The organism is Streptomyces sp. NPDC059009 (assembly GCF_042740175.1).
Taxonomy (GTDB): domain Bacteria; phylum Actinomycetota; class Actinomycetes; order Streptomycetales; family Streptomycetaceae; genus Streptomyces.
The window spans coordinates 1-16,271 of sequence record NZ_JBHYJB010000013.1 but is presented as its reverse complement, the minus strand read 5'-3'; the positions used below and the strand labels follow the sequence as shown (position 1 = coordinate 16,271).

Genomic DNA, 16,271 nt, shown 5'->3' with positions numbered 1-16,271 from the left:
CCGCCGGTTCGGATGGTGTGAGCGGTGCAGGTGCTTCAAGTTCAGCTGGAGGTCAGGCCCGACCCCGCGGAGGTGGGGCGGGCCCGTAGATGGGCCCGTTCGCGGCTGGCCGTCTCGGGTATAGAGGCCGACGAGCCACTGGCGGAGACGCTGATCCTCCTGATCTCCGAGCTGGTCACCAACGCCGTTGTGCACACGGGCTGTCCGGCGGTGCTGCGCATGCGGCTGCCGGGCGTCCCGGAGGACTCCGCGGGCACCGTGCGGGTCGAGGTCGCCGACACCAGCGCCCGGCCGCCCAGCCCCCGGCACGCGGACGACGAGGAGACCAACGGCCGCGGCCTGGAGCTGGTCGACGGCCTCGCGGACCGCTGGGGCTGGCAGCCCGAGGGCACCGGCAAGAGCATCTGGTGCGAGGTGGACCGGTGCGAGCCGGGGGCCGCCACGATGGCGTTCGGCGGCGTGACGTACGAGGACGTCGCGTTCGAGACCGTCTGACGGATCTGGCGACCGACTCGCGGCCCCGACGACCGGCTGACGGTTCTGACGGCGCCGTCGGCCCCGTGCGGGAGTTCTTCCCGTTTTGCCGTCCCCGCGCCGCGCATGCGCCCTGTCCGTGCCTCGATGCGCGGCCATGTGCGAGCCCCACTGAATCGGACAAATAAGGGCGAACCCCCGGACAGGTGTTGACGTACCGTGTCCGATTGATCACGCTTGTGTGCAGCGATTCGCCGCGAGGGGATGTCGAGGGTGCTCGGTGACGGAGGTCCTTGGCGAGTGTGGATCGCCATTCGGCGTCAGCCTCTCTCTCCGGGGTCGGACAGAGGGGCAGGGCCTGTCGCCGGAGTCGGATGGCGGCGTGCGCGGCAGCGTGCTCGGGGCGGACGCCGGTGTGCCGCCACCCGAACTCCCTTCCAGGCAGGGCCTCCAGGACGTGCGGAGCCGCTAGAAGACCGCCACCGGAGCCACCATCGTCCCCGTCCCGCCGACGAAGGGCTCGGGCATCGCGGAGAGCAGGAAGTCGTGGCGGCCGATTTCCCCACAGGCTGTGGACAACTTTTCCAGATCCCAGTTCTGGCCCTGCAGCATCCCCATCTCGACCAGGTCGAGCGCGTGCACCGGCAGCCACAGGTTCTCGATCTCCGGCGGGAAGATCTCGAAGGTCAGGGTGTCGTTGGCGACGGCGGCGACGTCCCGCGCGTGGAACCACTCGGGCGTCCGCACGGACAGGCCGGGTGACGGGAAGCCGTACCCGTGCTTGTCGCCCGCCAGATAGACCTGCACCTGGCCCGTGCGGACCAGGACGATGTCGCCCGCGCGCACGCTCACACGGCCGAACTCCGCCGCCTCGTCCAGGTCTTCGGGCGTGACCGCGTGGTCGCCGGGCAGCCGGTCGAGGCCCTTCGCGCGGGCCACGTCCAGCAGGACGCCGCGCGAGACGATGTGCGGGGCCTTGTCGATGCCGCTGAACCGGGCGCCCCGGTGGGCCGTGATGGTGTCGGCGGGGCGGCCGTTGTAGAGCTTGCCCGAGTGCGAGACATGGGTGAGCGCGTCCCAGTGGGTGGCCGCCTGGAGGCCCATGGTCACGGCGTCGTCGCTGGTGGCGACCGTGTCGGGGCCGAAGATCTCCTGGTTGATCTGGACCATGGTGTGCAGGGGGTTGATCCGGCCGGGGATGAGCCCGGACTGCACGCCGTCCTCCTTGAGGGGCAGCGCGAGCGGGACGCGGCGCCCGGTGCGCACGGTGGCCGCGGCCTCCCGTACGACCTCGTCGGTGATCAGGTTCAGGGTGCCGATCTCGTCGTCCGCCCCCCAACGCCCCCAGTTGTTCACGCGTTTGGCGATGTCGTGGAACTCGGGCGGTAGTGGCATATGAGTCCTCCCCGAGGGCTTGTCTTCGAGTATCTGACGGGTCATAGAATCTAACGGTCCGTCAGAAACCGCGGGAAGGGGCCGGACGTGGGGAACTTCTTGGCAGGCAAGGTCGTCGCCGTGACCGGTGCCGGTCGTGGCATCGGAAGGGCGGTGGCGCTCGCCGCTGCCGCCGAGGGGGCGAAGGTCGTCGTGAACGACTACGGGGTCTCGATGGAGGGCGCCGAGCCCGCCAGCGAGGTCGCCGAGGCCGTCGTCAAGGAGATCGAGGCGGCGGGCGGAGAGGCCGTCGCGGTCGCCGACGACATCTCCACGATGGCGGGCGGCCAGCGGGTCGTCGACACCGCGCTCGCGCAGTTCGGGCGCATCGACGGCGTCGTCTGCGTCGCCGGGATCCTGCGCGAGCGGATGCTGTTCAACATGTCGGAGGAGGAGTGGGACCCGGTCCTCGCGACGCACCTCAAGGGCACCTTCACCCTCTTCAGGGCCGCCTCCGCCGTCATGCGCAAGCAGGGCACGGGCACCCTCATCGGCTTCACCAGCGGCAATCACCAGGGCTCCGTCGCGCAGGCCAACTACAGCGCCGCCAAGGGCGGGATCATCTCCCTGGTGCGCAGCGCCGCGCTCGGTCTCAACAAGTACGGGGTGACCGCCAACGCCGTCGCGCCCGTCGCGCGCACCCGTATGTCCGCCAACGTCCCGATGGAGCTCAAGGAGATCGGCGAGCCGGAGGACGTCGCGGCACTCGTCACCTATCTGCTCAGCGACCGCGCCCGCGAGGAGAAGATCACCGGGCAGGTCTACACGATCGCCGGACCCAAGATCGCGGTGTGGGCGCAGCCGCGCGAGCTGCGCGCCGGATACGCGGACGGCTCCTGGACGCCCGAGAAGATCGCCGACTTCCTGCCCGGGACGGTGGGGACCGACCCGATGCCGCTGCTGGCCCAGCTGGAGGCCATGGCGAAGGCGGCGGCCAACAAAGAACGACCGAACGCGTAGGCCCGGCCGTGGAGTTCAGCTTCGGAGCCGAGGACGAGGCGTTCCGCACGCGCGCGCGTGCCTGGCTCGCAGAGCACCTGACGGACGAGTTCGCCGCCGTGCGTGGGCGCGGCGGCCCCGGCAGCGAACACGAGGGCGGGGCCGGACGGCGCGCCTGGGAGCGGGAGTTGGGGCGCGGCGGCTGGATCGGCATCGGCTGGGACGCCCCCGAGGGCGCCTACGGCAACCGGCGGGCCACGCTCACCCAGCAGGTCGTCTGGGCCGAGGAGTACGCGCGCGTGCGGGCACCGGGCCGTTACGGCCACATCGGCGAGAACCTCCTGGCGCCCACCCTGCTCGCGCACGGCAGCGAGGAGCAGAAGGCCGAGTTCCTGCCGCCCATCGCGCGCGGGGACGCCCTGTGGTGCCAGGGCTACAGCGAGCCCGGCGCCGGCTCCGACCTCGCGGGGCTGCGCACGGCGGCGGTGCGGGACGGGGACACGTACCGGATCAGCGGCCAGAAGGTGTGGACGTCGCTCGCGCACGAGGCGGACTGGTGCTTCGTGCTCGCCCGCACCGAGGCGGGCTCACGCGGCCACAAGGGGCTGTCCTTCCTGCTGGTGCCGATGGACCAGCCGGGCCGTATCGAGGTGCGCCCCATCCGGCAGTTGACGGGCACGAGCGAGTTCAACGAGGTCTTCTTCGACGGTGCACACGCGCGCGTGGCGCATGTCGTCGGGGGTGAGGGCAACGGCTGGCGCGTGGCGATGGGGCTGCTCGGCTTCGAGCGGGGCGTGTCCACGCTCGTGCAGCAGATCGGCTTCGCCGAGGAGCTGGCGGGCGTCGTGCGGGAGGCCGTCGCCTCGGGTGCGGCGGACGACCCGGTGCTGCGCGACCGGCTGGTGCGGCAGTGGGCCGAGCTGCGCGTGATGCGCTGGAACGCCCTTCGTACGCTGGGTGGTTCGGGTGCCGGTGACGGGGGCGCGCCGAGCGTCGCCAAGCTGCTGTGGGGCGGCTGGCACCAGCGCCTGGGGGAGCTGGCGATGGCGGTACGGGGGGCGGGCGCGACGGTCGGCCCGGTCGACTGGTCGCCCGAGGCCCCGTACGAACTCGACGCCCTGCAACGGCTCTTCCTGTTCACCCGGGCCGACACGATCTACGGCGGCTCGGACGAGATTCAGCGGAACATCATCGCCGAGCGGGTGCTCGGCCTACCGAGGGAGCCGAGATGAGGGGTGGCTGCGCATGAGGGGCGTGGTGTTCGACGGGAAGCAGGCGGAGGTCGTCGACGACCTGGAGATACGGGACCCGGGTCCCGGCGAGGTCCTCGTCGCCGTCGCGGCGGCCGGGCTCTGCCACAGCGACCTCTCGGTGATCGACGGGACGATTCCGTTCCCGCCGCCCGTGGTGCTCGGGCACGAGGGCGCCGGGGTCGTGGAGGCCGTCGGCTCCGGGGTGACGCATGTGGCGGCAGGGGACCATGTGGCGCTGTCCACGATCGCCAACTGCGGGGCGTGCGCGGAGTGCAGCAAGGGCAGCCCGACCATGTGCCGCAAGGCCATCGGCATGCCCGACCAGCCGTTCACGCGAGGCGGCAAGCCGGTCTACCAGTTCGCGGCGAACTCGGCGTTCGCGGAGCGGACGGTGGTGAAGGCCGTGCAGGCGGTGAAGATCTCCCCGGACATCCCGCTGACGTCCGCCGCGCTCATCGGCTGCGGCGTCGTCACGGGCGTGGGCGCCGCGCTCAACCGCGCGCGGGTGGGCCGCGGCGACTCCGTGGTCGTCATCGGCACCGGCGGCATCGGCCTCAACGTCCTCCAGGGCGCCCGGATCGCCGGGGCCTCGACGGTCGTCGCCGTCGACGCCAACCCCGACAAGGAGGCGGCCGCCCGCCAGTTCGGCGCCACGCACTTCCTCGCCTCCACCGAGGGCGTACGGGAGATCCTGCCGACGGGCGCCGACCACGCCTTCGAGTGCGTGGGCCGCACCGAGCTGATCCGGCAGGCCGTCGACCTCCTCGACCGGCACGGCCAGGCGATCCTGCTCGGCATGACGCCCCCGAAGGCGGAGGCGAGCTTCGTGCCCGCCGAGCTGTTCCTCGACAAGTCCATCCTCGGTTGCCGGTACGGGAGTTCGCGCCCTCAGCATGACTTCGCGCTGTACGCGCGGCTCTACCAGGAGGGGCGGCTGCTCCTGGACGAGCTGGTCACGAAGACATACGCGGTGGAGGAGTTCGGGGCGGCCGTCGACGACCTGCACGCGGGGAAGGTGGCGCGGGGCGTCCTGACGTTCTGACGCGTCGATGGCGGGCGGCGCGCCTGTGGAAAACCGGTGGGGCCCTGTCAGTGGGCTCGCCTAACGTCGTTCCATGAGCTACCGCGACGTCGCCTCCAAACCCGTGCTCGTCTGGGCCGCCGTGTCCGTGGGCGCGCGGATGCCGGTCGCGATGGCGCCGCTCGCCCTCGTCTTCCTCGTCCGCGAGCGCCCCGGCGGCTACAGCCTGGGCGCGATGCTCGCCGCGGCCTATGTGATCGGCGAGATCGTCGGCGCCCCGCTGCTCGGCCTGCGCATGCGCGCCGAGCGGGCCCGGCGGCCGCTCGCCGTGGGCCTCGCCCTCGGGGCGCTCTGCTTCGGGGCGCTCGGCGCCCTGCCGCATGCGCACCCGGTGGCCCTCGCGGCGCTCGCCTTCGGCGCGGGCGCCGCTCCCGCCGCCGCGCCGGGCGCCCTGCGGGCCCTGCTGACCAGCGTCGTGCCGGACCGGTCGGTCGCCCAGGCGCTGTCCACGGAGTCGATGCTGACCTTCGCGATCTGGGCCGTCGCACCGGCCGCCGCGACCGGACTGGCGCTCGGTGCCGCGCCGAACCTCCCGCTGCTGCTCGCCGCCGCCCTGATGGGCGCCTCGGTGGCGGGCCTGTGGCTGCTGCCCGCGGGGTGGACGGCCGACGCGGCGGACCGGGGCGGCGAGTCCATGGTGCGGCTGCTGCTGCGCGCCTGGCCGGTGTTCGTGACGGGCGCGGCCAGCCTCTCCATGCTGGCCCTCGCCGAGCTGGTCCTGCCCGCGCTCCTGGAGCAGCGCGGCATCGAGGTGGGCTGGGCGGGCCCGCTGCTCGCCGGGCTCGCGATCGGCTCCGGGGTCGGCTCGTTCGTGTACGGGCTGCGCGCCTGGCCGGGCCGCCTGCGCACCCAGAGCCTGGTCATGATGCTCACGGTCTCCGGCTGCGTGGCCCTGGTGTCGGTGCTCCCCTCGGCGGCCGTGATGGCGGCCGTGCTCGCTGTCGCCGGCTTCTTCCAGGCCGGGGCGATGCTCACGCGCAACCTGATGCTCCGCGAGATCCTCCCGCCCAGCGCCCTCGCCGCGGGCTACTCGGTGATGTACGCGGCGGTGGGCGCGGGTTACGCCGCGAGCGGCTCCCTCGCGGGCGCCCTGCTGAATGCGGTCGCGCCCTCGACGGCGATTCTCGCGGGGGTCGGTCTCGCCCTTGTCCTGACGGTGGTGGGGGCGGTGGCGGAAGTGCGACCGGTCCCCAAATGCGCCCCTTATGGGGATCGCGTATTGCACAAAAGTGCAAGTTGAAACTTCAAATCTTCGTCAACTCCCGTGAACTCCGCCTTGCCCGGGCCGAGTTGCCCTAACGTCTCCGGCGGCACCACGACACGGGAGGAATAAGTGAAGAGAATTCTGCGGGGCCTTGGCGTCGGATCGGTCGCGCTCGCCTGCGTATTCGCGGGAAGCGGCGGGGCACAGGCGGCCACGGGGCACGGGAAGTCGTATCACGGCTGCCGGAACTACGTGAAGGTCTGGCGCAGCCACGGCAAGGTGTATGCCCAGGGCTGGCAGAAGTGCAGCAAGAGGCGGAGTGTCCAGCGTCCGGAGGCCGGCCTTTCCGCCTATAAGAACGGCAAGTTCAAGGACGTCTCGCCGGACAAGGGCCTGGGCGGCTGCCACAACAAGAAGGTCTGCAAGTCCCCGAAGGTCAAGCTGAAAGTCCACAAGGGATACAAGTACAGGGCGCTGAATGCAGGCACCGCCTCGATCGGAATTCCTGACGAGGGCGACTACTTCTGGCCGAAGCGTACGCAGGCCGTGAAGTGGTACACGGCTAGGTAGTGGCTTTTCGCATAGGCGGGTTCTCCATGGCCGGGAACCCGCCTATGTCCATCCCCCATCCCCCCATCCCCCCCTCCCTCATCTCCCATCCCCATCCCTCGTTCCTCAGGCACCGACGGAGCGGAACGTCCTCCGATAGGCGGTCGGCGTGACCCCCAGCGCCGCCTGCAGGTGCTGCCGCATCGACTGGGCCGTCCCGAAGCCCGCGTCCCGCGCCACCTGGTCGACCGACAGGGCGCTGGACTCCAGCAGGTGCCGGGCCCGCTCCACGCGCTGCTGGGTGAGCCACTGGCCGGGGCTGATGCCGACCTCCTCGCGGAAGCGACGCGTGAAGGTGCGCACCGACATGGACTCCTGCTCGGCCATGTCCCGCAGCTGGATCGGCTCGTGGAGGCGGCCGAGCGCCCACGCGCGCGCGGACGTCGTGGTGGCCAACTGCGGCTCCGGCACCGGCCGCTGGATGTACTGGGCCTGGCCGCCGTCGCGGTGCGGCGGCACGACGGTCACCCGGGCCACCTCGTTGGCGACGGCGGTGCCGTGGTCCCGGCGTACGACATGCAGGCACAGGTCCACCCCGGAGGCCACGCCCGCCGAGGTCAGCACGTCGCCGTCGTCGATGAACAGGACGTCCGCGTCGACCCGGACGTTCGGGAAGAGCCGCTGGAAGTGCTCGGCGGAGTGCCAGTGCGTGGTCGCGGGGCGGCCGTCCAGATAGCCCGCGGCGGCCAGGACGTAGCCGCCGGTGCAGATGGAGACCAGCCGGGTGCCCGGCCTGATCAGGGCCAGGGCAGCGGCGATTTCAGGCGTCAGGCGGCCCTCTTCGTAGACCGGGCCCAGCTCGTACGAGGCCGGAACGATCACGGTGTCCGCGGTGGCCAGGGCATCCGGCCCGTGCTCGACGAGGATCGAGAAGTCGGCGTCCGTGCGGACCGGGCCGGGTGGCCGGATCGAGCAGGTCACCACCTCGTAGAGGCGCTGCCCTGCGGAGTCCCGGGCGCGGCCGAAGATCCTTTGGGGAATGCCCAGTTCAAAGGGGATGACGCCGTCCAGGGCGAGGACGGCGACGCGGTGTCGGCGGGGCGGTGCTGCGGCGGAGGGCATGGCCTGATCCTAGCGAACACTGTCCCTCGGGCCACTCGATGGGCCCCGGCCCCTGGCCGGATCCTGTGTGTCGTGACCCAGACACCCGAGCCCACAGAGATCAAGGACCGCGAGCCCGCAGCGGGTGCCGAGGACCAGGAGAAGGACCGCGAGCCCGCAATGGGTGTCGAGGGCCAGGAGAGGGAGCGGAAAGACGCCCTCCCGCGCGCGGGGCGCCATTCCCGGCGCGTGCACCGCGCCTGGTTCGTCGCCGCCGTCACCTTCGTGACGATCATCGGCGCCGCGGCCTTCCGCTCGCTCCCGGGCCTGCTCATCGACCCGCTGCACCAGGAGTTCCACTGGTCGCGCGGCACGGTCGGGCTCGCGGTCTCCATCAACCTCGCGCTGTACGGGCTCACCGCCCCGTTCGCCGCCGCGCTCATGGACCGGTTCGGCATCCGCAGGGTCGTCGCGATCGCCCTCACGGTGATCGGCCTCGGCTCGCTCCTGACCGTATGGATGTCGGCCGTCTGGCAACTGCTGCTCTACTGGGGCCTGCTGGTCGGCCTCGGCTCCGGCTCGATGGCGCTCGCCTTCGCCGCGACCGTCACCAACCGCTGGTTCACCGAGCGGCGCGGCCTCGTCACCGGCATCCTCACCGCCGCGTCCGCCTCCGGCCAGCTGATCTTTCTGCCGCTGCTCTCCTGGATCGTCGACAGGTACGAGTGGCGGCCCGCCGCCGTGACCGTCGCGCTCGCCGCGTTCGCGGTCGTCCCCTTCGTATGGCTCCTGCTGCGCGACCATCCCGCGGACGTGGGCCTGAAGCCCTACGGAGCGCAGGAGTTCGTGCCGAAGCCGCCGCCCGTCACCGGCGCCGCGCGCCGCGCCGTCACGGTCCTCGTCAAGGCGGCCCGCACCGGCCCCTTCTGGCTCCTGGCCGGAACCTTCGCGATCTGCGGCGCCTCCACCAACGGCCTCGTGCAGACCCACTTCGTGCCCGCCGCCCACGACCACCACATGCCGGTCACCGCGGCCGCGTCCCTCCTTGCCGTCATCGGCGTCTTCGACGTCATCGGCACGATCGCCTCCGGCTGGTTCACCGACCGCTTCGACGCGCGCAGGCTGCTCGCCGTCTACTACGCGCTGCGCGGCATCTCGCTGCTCTTCCTGCCGCTGCTGCTCGCGCCCACCGTCCACCCGCCGATGATCTTCTTCATCGTCTTCTACGGCCTCGACTGGGTCGCCACGGTCCCGCCGACCCTCGCCCTGTGCCGCGAGCAGTACGGCGACGACAGCGCCATCGTCTTCGGCTGGGTGCTCGCCTCGCACCAGGTGGGCGCGGCCGTCGTCGCCTTCCTCGGCGGCGTGGCGCGCGACGCCTTCGGCTCGTACGACGTGGTCTGGATCGCCTCGGGGGCGCTGTGCGCGGCGGCGGCGCTGATGGCCCTGGTCATCCGGCGCCGCACGCCGGAGGGCACTCTCAACCCTGCGTGAACCGCCCGAACTTTCCCTTGTGGAACAGCAGCGGTGAGCCGCTCTCCTCGGCGCCGAGCGCGTCCACGCGGCCGACCACGATCAGATGGTCGCCGCCGGTGTGCACGGCGTGGATCGTGCAGTCGATCCACGCCGGGGCGCCGGTGAGCCGCGGCGAGCCGGAGACCGGGGACGGGCTGTGCTCGACCCCGGCGAACTTGTCCGCGCCGCTGACCGCGAAGCCCCGGCACAGCTCGCCCTGGCCGTCCCCGAGGACGTTCACGCAGAAGACGCCGGCGCGCGCGATCCGCGGCCAGGTCGTCGACGTGCGCGCGACCATGAAGGAGACCAGCGGCGGGTCGAGCGAGAGCGAGGCGAAGGACTGGCAGGCGAAGCCCGCGGGCCCCTGCGCGCCGTCCGTCGCGGGCGCCGTGATGACGGTGACGCCGGTCGCGAAGTTGCCCAGCACGCGCCGGAATTCGCCCGGGTCGAGCGGCGCCCGCTCGTCGTCGCGGACCGCGCGCAGCTCCGGGCGCGGCAGAGCTTCCACCGGAGCGGCCGCTGTGGGGGCCCCGACCGACCTGAGGTATCGGACGACGGTGGCCGCCATCCCTGCGTGTCCCATCACAGGAGCCATTGAAGCTGACGGTTCGTCAGATTGGAAGGGCCGGACGGCCTCTCGGCCGAGCCTTGAGAACCCCTTTGCCCGCCGCTCGTAACAGCTGCCTGCTGCCCGCTGCCCGGTGCCCGCTGTTCATGGCAGCTGCGCCCGCTGCCGGCCAGTCAACGCCCCTTGTACGAGGGTGACCTGCGCTCCACGAAGCTCGCCACGCCCTCCTGCGCGTCCGCCGTCGTCATGTTGATCTCCTGGGCCGCCGCCTCCGCCGCGAAGGCCGCGGCCCGGTCCCCGTCGAGCGAGGCGTTGACCAGCTGCTTGGTCATCGCGATGGCTCGCGTCGGCCCGGCCGCGAGCCGCTCCGCCCACTCCCGCGCGGTCTTCTCCAACTCCTCGGCCGGTACGACGCGGTTGACGAGCCCGAGCCGCTCGGCGTCCACCGCGGGCAGGGAGTCCCCGAAGAACATCAGCTCCTTGGCGCGCTGCGGCCCGACGAGCCGGGGCAGCAGATAGGCCCCGCCCCCGTCCGGCACGAGCCCACGGCGCACGAACACCTCGATGAACTTGGCCTGTTCGGCGGCGATGACGAGATCGCAGGCGAACGCGAGGTGCGCGCCGATCCCGGCGGCCGTGCCGTTGACGGCGGCGATCACCGGCTTCTCGCAGTCCAGGATCGACGCGATGAAGCGCTGGGCGCCGCGCTTGATGGTGCGGGCGACGTCGCCGGGCACGCGCTCACCGCCGGTGTCCGGGGTGCCGCGCAGATCGGCCCCCGCGCAGAAGCCCTTGCCGGTCGCGGTGATCACGACGGCGCGCACGCCGGGGTCGGCGGAGGCGTCGGCGAGCAGCGCCATGATGCGTTCGCGCTGGTCCCAGGTGAGGGCGTTCATGGCCTCGGGTCGGTTCAGCGTGATCCACGAGACGCCGTTGTCAGTGGCGTGCTGTACCAATGATTCAGCGGAACCCTCAGGGGGGTTCGTGCGGTCCTTTGGTGCTTCGGGGGAGGTCGTCATGGGGGAGTGGCTCCGTTTCGTACGAGAGCGGGTGCGGCTGGGGGTGCGAGGCCGGGCGGACCGGTGCGTGCGAGGCTGGGCGGTCCGGTGTGTACGAGACCGGGTGAGGCGACGGCTACCGGCAGATGGCGAGCGCGTCGAGCGCGACGGCGCCCTGGCCGCGCGGCAGCACCATCAGCGGGTTGATGTCCAACTCGCTGATCTCGTCCCCGAGTTCGAGGGCCATCCGCTGCACCCGCAGCACGACCTCGACGAGCGCCTCGACATCGGCCGGCGGCGCCCCGCGCACCCCGTCGAGCAGGGCCCGGCCGCGCAGCTCGCGCAGCATCGCCTTCGCCTGGTCCTCCCCGAAGGGCGGCACCCGCACGGCCGCGTCCCGCAGGACCTCCACGAGTACGCCGCCGAGCCCGACCGTCACGGTGGGCCCGAAGAGCTCGTCCTGGGTGACGCCGACGACCATCTCGACACCCTTCTCCACCATCTGGCAGACGAGGACGCCGTCCAGCGGAATCCCCTCGTAGCGGGCGATGTCGGTGAGCTCCCGATAGGCGTCCCGCACCTGGCTGGCCGAGGTGAGCCCGATCTTCACGAGCCCCAGCTCGGTCTTGTGCGCGAGCTGCGCCCCGGACGCCTTCATCACGACGGGGTAGCCCACCAGGCCCGCCGCCCGCACGGCCGCCGCGGCGCTGGTCACCAACTGCTCCCGCGGCACCCTGATTCCGTACGCGCGCAGGAGCTGTTTCGCCGCGTGCTCGCTCAGCTGGCGGCCCGGGCGCAGCAGCGCCTGCGCCTTGCGGAAGGACGGCGAGGGGGAGCGGGGCGCCTCGTCGAAGGGGGAGCGGTAGCCGCTCGTGAAGCGGTGGTGGTCGAGATAGGCGCGCACCGCCGTGATGCAGTTGGCGAAGGTGCGGAAGGTCGCGACGCGCGAGGAGCCGAGCAGTGTGGAGCGGTAGGCGTCCTCGGTGCCGACCGGCGAGCCCCACACCACGCACACCAGCTTGTCCGTCTGTTCCGCCGCGTCCACCAGGTCCTGCGCGAGCTTGTCGCTCATGGGCGGAAAGGGCCCCGTGATGGGACAGATGAGCACGCCCACCTCAGGGTCGTCCAGGATCGCGTCGATGATCTTCCGCCCGCGCCAGTCGCCCACGGGGTGCCCGCCGTTGTCGACGGGGTTGGCGACGTTCAGATACTCCGGTATCCACTGGTGCAGCTCGGCCTGCTTGGCGTCGGAGAGCGTGGGCAGCGAAAGACCCGACTCGCTCGCCAGGTCGGAGAAGTGCGCACCGGTCCCACCGGAGATCGAATACACGACGACGCCGTCGGCCTGCGGTGTGCGCGCCCGCGCCAACAGGGCGGAGGTGTCCTGGAGTTCATCGAGCCCGTCGACACGGATCACACCGAACTGCCGCATCGCCGCGTCCACCACCGCGTCGGCGCCGGTCAGCTTTCCGGTGTGTGAGGCGGCCATGCGGGCCCCGGTCTCGGTGCGCCCCACCTTCACGGCGACGACGGGCACGCCGCGCCGGGCGGCCCGGTCGGCAGCGAGCAGGAAGGACCGCCCGTCCTTCAACCCCTCCACATAACAGGCGATGGCACCGACCTCGGGCTGCTCGGCGAAGTAGGAGATGAAGTCGGAGGTCTCCAGGTCGGCCTCGTTGCCGGTGGGCGCCCAGTGGGAGAGGCGCACGCCGAGCTCCTGCATGGTGAAGACGGGACGTCCCTGGTGTCCGGACTGCGTGATGAGGGCGATGGCGGGCCCTTCCAGGTCATCACGGAACCGCTCGAAGGCGTTGAGGTTGGTGTTGGGCCCGAGCAGCCGCAGCCCGGAGCGCTCGACGGCGGCGGCGAGCCGGGCCTGGGCGACGGCGCCCTCGGCCCCGGTCTCGGCGAAGCCGGAGGCGAAGGCGACGGCGAACTTCACCTTCTCCTCGGCGAGTTCCTCGATCACGGGAAGGGGATCCCCGACCAGCAGAACGGCCAGATCGACCTGCTCGGGCAGGTCACCGACAGAGGGGAAGCAGGGCAGACCGAAGACGGACTGACGGGTGGGGTGCACGGGGTGCAGCCGGGCGCCGACGCGCTCGGCCCAGGCGATGAGCTGCCGGGTGATCCCGGTGTTGGGCCGCCCCTCGGCGTCCGACGCGCCGATGACGGCGACGGACTCGGGCCGGAAGAAGCGGTCCAGATCGGGCACCTCGGCGTGCAACGGCCGCCCGCTGACGTCGAGTTCGTCCGGGCCCGAGGCGTGCCCGTGGACGGCGGGTGCAGGGGTCTCGCCGCAGGCCACAACACGCGCGCGGCGGGGGTCGGTGGTGAAGGTGCCGTGAGTCGATCCAAGCATCGGTCCGCCCGCTCCTGTGTGACAGCAACTTAACTGACGCACAGTCAGATTACTGAACTGACGCTGCGTCAGGAATGGGGCTGCATGCAAAGAGTCGGGGCGGACGCGGTGACGACGTGTGGCGGGTACGCCGAGGCGCACCCGCCACACCAGAGAACAGCAGGATCAGATGCCCGCCAAGACCGCGATTGCGACATCAGCCCTTCGACAGGGCCTTGGCGATCTTCGCGGCGTCCAGACCGAGTTCGCGGAACATGCCGCTGATGGGATTGGAGAAGCCGGTGAAGTGGAGGCCGGGGGCGGCGGCGGAGGTGCGGGCCCCGTGGACGACGGGCAGCCCGCGCCCGTCCAGGACGCCGAGCCCGCCGACCAGGTCCTCCAGGCCCCGGCGGTACCCGGTCGCGGCGATGACGGCGTCCGGTTCGATCCGCGAGCCGTCCGCGAGGGCTACCTTGCCGTCCTCGAAGGAGTCGACGGCGGCGACGGGTTCGACGCGGCCCGTGCGCACGGCGTCGAGGAGACCGACGTCCTGCACCGGGATGGCACCTTCATTGGCCCGCGAGTACAGGCCGGTGTCCGGCCGCGGCAGCCCCTTCGCGGACAGGTCGGGCACGCTCATCCTGGCGAGCGGGACCGAGAGCCGGTCGACCACGGACACGGGCAGCCTGCGGCACAGGATGCCGGAGAGCTGCGCGGGCCAGCCGAGGGTGGACCGGCGCACGATGTGCGGCACCGTGCGCACCGCGAGCCGCACCCGGGCGGCGCCGCCCTCGATGAGGTCGACGGCGATCTCGGCGCCGGTGTTGCCGACGCCGACGACGAGGACGTCCTTGCCCGCGTACGGGGTGGGGTTGCGGTAGTCGGCGGCGTGGCGCAGCTCGCCGGTGTAGGTGTCGCGGCCGGGCCAGGACGGGAGGTGGGGGGTGTGGTTGTAGCCGGTGGCGATCACGACGGCGCGGCCGGTGAGTTCGCGTCCGCCGGTGGCATGGAGGAGCCAGCCGCTGCTGCCGCCGCTGCCGCTGCCGTCCGTGCTCCGCTCAAGTCGCGTGACCTCCACGCCCGTCACGATCTCCAGTTCGTGGAACTCCGCGTACTTCTCCAGATAGCGGATGACGTTGTCCCGGGCGACCCAGCGTCCGAAGGAGCGGGGTATCGCGAGGCCGGGGAGGGCGGAGAGGCGCCGCGTGGTGTGCAGCCGGAGCCGGTCGTAGTGGCCGTGCCAGGAGGCGGCGACGCGGTCCGACTTCTCCAGGACGACGGCCCGCACGCCCCGCGCGCGGAGCGCGGCCGCGGCGGAGAGGCCGCCGGGGCCGCCGCCGATCACGTAGACGGGGCGGTCCTCTTGGAGCGGTCGTGGGGGAGCGGAGTCGGCCATGGACGGGAGAGTAGCCACCCTGCGGGTTGATGGGGGACGGTCAAGACCCGAACCGGTTGCGAATTGATCACGAGTGCGGGAGGGGGGGAGGTCCTGGGGGCGGGCTCTTGCGGGGCGGGCTCTTGCGCTCCCTGTGGCCGGTGCGTTGAACTGACGTACCGTCAGATATGGACCCTCGATGCGTGATCGGACGTGCTGTGACTTCTGCGACCCCGGCGACCCCGGCGACTCCGGCGACTCCTGCGGCTTCTGCGACTCCTGCGGCTCCGCGTTTTGATCTCCCCGAGCCCGATGCCTTCACTCAGCCGTACTGGGATGCCGCTGCCGAGGGGCGGTTGCTGGTGCGGCGGTGTGGGGCTGAGGGCTGCGGCCGGGCTCATCACTATCCCCGGGAGTTCTGTCCCTACTGCTGGAGTGGGGAGGGGAGTTGGGAGCGGGCGAGTGGGCGGGCGTCGCTGTACACGTGGTCCGTGGTGCACCGGAATGACCTGCCGCCCTTTGGGGGGCGGACGCCGTATGTGGCGGCTGTTGTCGACCTTGAGGAGGGGCCGCGGATGATGACGGAGGTTGTGGGGTGTGGGGAGGGGGAGTTGAGGGTCGGGATGGGGCTTGTGGTGCGGTTTCGGGAACTGGTGGAGGGGGTTGCGGTGCCGGTGTTCGCTCCTGCGTAGGGGGCCCTGCCGGGGGCCTTTTCCCCAATCCCGCCCCTTCCCGATACGGCGACTGCGTCGCCCCTGGGGCGGCCTTCCTGGGGCTTTGCCCCTAGACCCCCTGATCGGCCTGGACGGCCTCGTCCTCAAACGCCGGACGGGCTGAAAGGGGCCCCTTGAGGTGAGGCTGAAGGGGCGCTGTGTGTGGGGGGAGGGAAGGCGGGAGGGGACGTGAGGGTAGGCGGGGCGGGAGGGGGAGGCAGGGGAAAGGCGGGAGGGGAGGCGGGGACGGGCGGGAAGCAGGGATGGGTTGCAGGTGCGCGGTGGCGAGGGGGCGGGTTGTAGGTGTGCGGTGGCGAGGGGGCGGGGACGCGTGGACGGGAGCGGGGACGGGCCGTAGACGCGTGACGGCCGAGGGGTGGGGGGGCGAGGAAGTGCCGCAAGGTAGGACGGGGCTGTAGATGGCGACCGGTGGGAGGGGTGGGGAGGCGGGGAAGTGCCGCAAGGTAGGACGGGGCTGTAGATGGGCGACCGGTGGGAGGGGTGGGGAGGCGAGGACGTGTCGCAAGGTAGGACGGGCTGTAGACGGGCGACGGCGCAAGGGGTGGGGACGCGGCGGTATGTCCGCCCGCAGTACAGCGAGCCGCCCAGGCCAGTACTCGTGTACTCGTTCGGCGCCCCCGGCTTTTCGAGGACGGACATACCGCCGCGTCCCCACCCCCCGCCCCCCCCACACCACCCCACCCAACCCCCACCAAGCCACCGGGA

Annotated in this window: 14 protein-coding genes; 8 read left to right on the top strand and 6 right to left on the bottom strand. The window is 71.8% G+C overall.

Translation table 11 applies throughout. The features are described 5' to 3' along the window. Nucleotides 1-24: 24 nt before the first annotated feature. Entirely contained in the window at nt 25-495 is a 471-nt protein-coding gene (locus ACFWYM_RS15215; protein WP_384835768.1) for an ATP-binding protein, read from the top strand. A 447-nt stretch (nt 496-942) separates the two neighbouring features. On the opposite strand, the gene ACFWYM_RS15210 is transcribed toward ACFWYM_RS15215, so the two are convergent. Further along, nucleotides 943-1,869 (bottom strand): cyclase family protein, encoded by a 927-nt coding sequence (locus ACFWYM_RS15210; RefSeq protein WP_384835765.1) that lies wholly within the window; start codon nt 1,867-1,869, stop codon nt 943-945. A gap of 87 nt (nt 1,870-1,956) precedes the next feature. On the opposite strand from ACFWYM_RS15210, the gene ACFWYM_RS15205 reads away from it, so the two are divergent. From ACFWYM_RS15205 to ACFWYM_RS15185, 5 genes are all read left to right on the top strand, one after another. Further along, on the top strand, nt 1,957-2,868 hold the full coding sequence (locus ACFWYM_RS15205; RefSeq protein ID WP_384835762.1) for an SDR family oxidoreductase: 912 nt from the start codon (nt 1,957-1,959) through the stop codon (nt 2,866-2,868). Nucleotides 2,869-2,876: 8 nt separating this feature from the next. Further along, nucleotides 2,877-4,079 carry an acyl-CoA dehydrogenase family protein gene (locus ACFWYM_RS15200; RefSeq protein ID WP_384835759.1) on the top strand — a complete coding sequence of 401 codons (1,203 nt, stop codon included), beginning with the start codon at nt 2,877-2,879 and terminating at the stop codon, nt 4,077-4,079. A gap of 13 nt (nt 4,080-4,092) precedes the next feature. Further along, nucleotides 4,093-5,142: a Zn-dependent alcohol dehydrogenase gene (locus ACFWYM_RS15195; RefSeq protein WP_384835756.1), complete on the top strand. Its 1,050-nt coding sequence runs from the start codon at nt 4,093-4,095 to the stop codon at nt 5,140-5,142. Between the two features lie 73 nt (nt 5,143-5,215). Beyond that, nucleotides 5,216-6,421, top strand: a complete 1,206-nt coding sequence (locus ACFWYM_RS15190; protein ID WP_384835753.1) for an MFS transporter — start codon at nt 5,216-5,218, stop codon at nt 6,419-6,421. A 93-nt stretch (nt 6,422-6,514) separates the two neighbouring features. After that, nucleotides 6,515-6,955 carry a hypothetical protein gene (locus tag ACFWYM_RS15185; RefSeq protein WP_384835750.1) on the top strand — a complete coding sequence of 147 codons (441 nt, stop codon included), beginning with the start codon at nt 6,515-6,517 and terminating at the stop codon, nt 6,953-6,955. Between the two features lie 105 nt (nt 6,956-7,060). On the opposite strand, the gene ACFWYM_RS15180 is transcribed toward ACFWYM_RS15185, so the two are convergent. Beyond that, on the bottom strand, nt 7,061-8,056 hold the full coding sequence (locus ACFWYM_RS15180) for a GlxA family transcriptional regulator (RefSeq protein ID WP_384835747.1): 996 nt from the start codon (nt 8,054-8,056) through the stop codon (nt 7,061-7,063). Between the two features lie 159 nt (nt 8,057-8,215). On the opposite strand from ACFWYM_RS15180, the gene ACFWYM_RS15175 reads away from it, so the two are divergent. Beyond that, on the top strand, nt 8,216-9,529 hold the full coding sequence (locus ACFWYM_RS15175; protein WP_384836240.1) for an MFS transporter: 1,314 nt from the start codon (nt 8,216-8,218) through the stop codon (nt 9,527-9,529). On the opposite strand, the gene ACFWYM_RS15170 is transcribed toward ACFWYM_RS15175, so the two are convergent. The 4 genes from ACFWYM_RS15170 to ACFWYM_RS15155 all read right to left on the bottom strand — a co-directional run bounded on the left by ACFWYM_RS15170 (nt 9,516) and on the right by ACFWYM_RS15155 (nt 14,853). Then, nucleotides 9,516-10,145 (bottom strand): flavin reductase family protein, encoded by a 630-nt coding sequence (locus ACFWYM_RS15170; protein ID WP_384835745.1) that lies wholly within the window; start codon nt 10,143-10,145, stop codon nt 9,516-9,518. The two genes, ACFWYM_RS15175 and ACFWYM_RS15170, sit on opposite strands and share 14 nt — an antisense overlap. A 146-nt stretch (nt 10,146-10,291) precedes the next feature. Further along, entirely contained in the window at nt 10,292-11,137 is an 846-nt protein-coding gene (locus tag ACFWYM_RS15165; protein ID WP_384835742.1) for an enoyl-CoA hydratase/isomerase family protein, read from the bottom strand. A 115-nt stretch (nt 11,138-11,252) separates the two neighbouring features. Next, nucleotides 11,253-13,478: an acetate--CoA ligase family protein gene (locus ACFWYM_RS15160; protein WP_384835739.1), complete on the bottom strand. Its 2,226-nt coding sequence runs from the start codon at nt 13,476-13,478 to the stop codon at nt 11,253-11,255. A gap of 196 nt (nt 13,479-13,674) precedes the next feature. After that, entirely contained in the window at nt 13,675-14,853 is a 1,179-nt protein-coding gene (locus ACFWYM_RS15155; RefSeq protein WP_384835736.1) for a flavin-containing monooxygenase, read from the bottom strand. A 167-nt stretch (nt 14,854-15,020) separates the two neighbouring features. Here ACFWYM_RS15155 and ACFWYM_RS15150 point away from each other — a divergent pair, with 167 nt between their 5' ends. Continuing rightward, on the top strand, nt 15,021-15,524 hold the full coding sequence (locus tag ACFWYM_RS15150) for a Zn-ribbon domain-containing OB-fold protein (protein ID WP_384835734.1): 504 nt from the start codon (nt 15,021-15,023) through the stop codon (nt 15,522-15,524). Nucleotides 15,525-16,271 lie beyond the last annotated feature (747 nt).